The following is a 1275-nucleotide window of genomic DNA, read 5'->3' as shown; positions in this document are numbered from 1 at the left end:
TAGCTGGTCTGAGAGGATGATCAGCCACACTGGAACTGAGACACGGTCCAGACTCCTACGGGAGGCAGCAGTGGGGAATATTGCACAATGGGCGAAAGCCTGATGCAGCTATGCCGCGTGTATGAAGAAGGCCTTCGGGTTGTAAAGTACTTTCAACAAGAAAGAAAAAATAAAATCTAATATATTTTATTCTTGACGTTACTTGGAAAAGAAGCACCGGCTAACTCCGTGCCAGCAGCCGCGGTAATACGGAGGGTGCTAGCGTTAATCGGAATTACTGGGCGTAAAGAGCACGTAGGCGGTTAATTAAGTCAGATGTGAAATCCCTAAGCTTAACTTAGGAACTGCATTTGAAACTAATTAACTTGAGTTTCGTAGAGGGGGGTAGAATTCCAGGTGTAGCGGTGAAATGCGTAGATATCTGGAGGAATACCAGTGGCGAAGGCGACCCCCTGGACGAATACTGACGCTCAGGTGCGAAAGCATGGGGAGCAAACAGGATTAGATACCCTGGTAGTCCATGCTGTAAACGATGTCGACTTGAAGGTTGTAAGCTTGACTTGTAACTTTCGTAGCTAACGCGTTAAGTCGACCGCCTGGGGAGTACGACCGCAAGGTTAAAACTCAAATGAATTGACGGGGGCCCGCACAAGCGGTGGAGCATGTGGTTTAATTCGATGCAACGCGAAAAACCTTACCTGGTCTTGACATCCATGGAATTTAATAGAGATATTTAAGTGCCTTCGGGAACCATGAGACAGGTGCTGCATGGCTGTCGTCAGCTCGTGTTGTGAAATGTTGGGTTAAGTCCCGCAACGAGCGCAACCCTTGTCCTTTGTTGCCATCAGTTTAGCTGGGAACTCAAAGGAAACTGCCGGTGATAAACCGGAGGAAGGTGAGGACGACGTCAAGTCATCATGGCCCTTACGACCAGGGCTACACACGTGCTACAATGGTATATACAAAGGGAAGCATCCTCGTAAGAGTAAGCGGATCTCACAAAATATATCTTAGTTCGGATTGGAGTCTGCAACTCGACTCTATGAAGTCGGAATCGCTAGTAATCGTAGATCAGAACGCTACGGTGAATACGTTCCCGGGCCTTGTACACACCGCCCGTCACACCATGGGAGTGGGTTGTAAAAGAAGTAAATTGCTTAACCATTTTTTGGAGGGCGTTTACCACTTTGTGATTCATAACTGGGGTGAAGTCGTAACAAGGTAACCGTAGGGGAACCTGTGGTTGGATCACCTCCTTTACTATAAGTAAGTACA

At 47.5% G+C, this 1275-nt stretch carries 2 other annotated features.

What is annotated here, in order from left to right:
- Positions 1-117: 117 nt before the first annotated feature.
- Positions 118-259 (top strand) — a sequence feature (16S ribosomal RNA rRNA prediction is too short).
- A gap of 11 nt (positions 260-270) precedes the next feature.
- Positions 271-1246 (top strand) — a sequence feature (most likely nonfunctional fraction of RNA operon).
- Positions 1247-1275: the final 29 nt, after the last annotated feature.

Source organism: Enterobacteriaceae endosymbiont of Donacia dentata, from assembly GCF_012570745.1.
In the GTDB taxonomy this organism is placed as follows: domain Bacteria; phylum Pseudomonadota; class Gammaproteobacteria; order Enterobacterales; family Enterobacteriaceae.
Note: the sequence above shows the minus strand (reverse complement) of the source record. Positions and strands in the feature narration are given on the sequence as shown.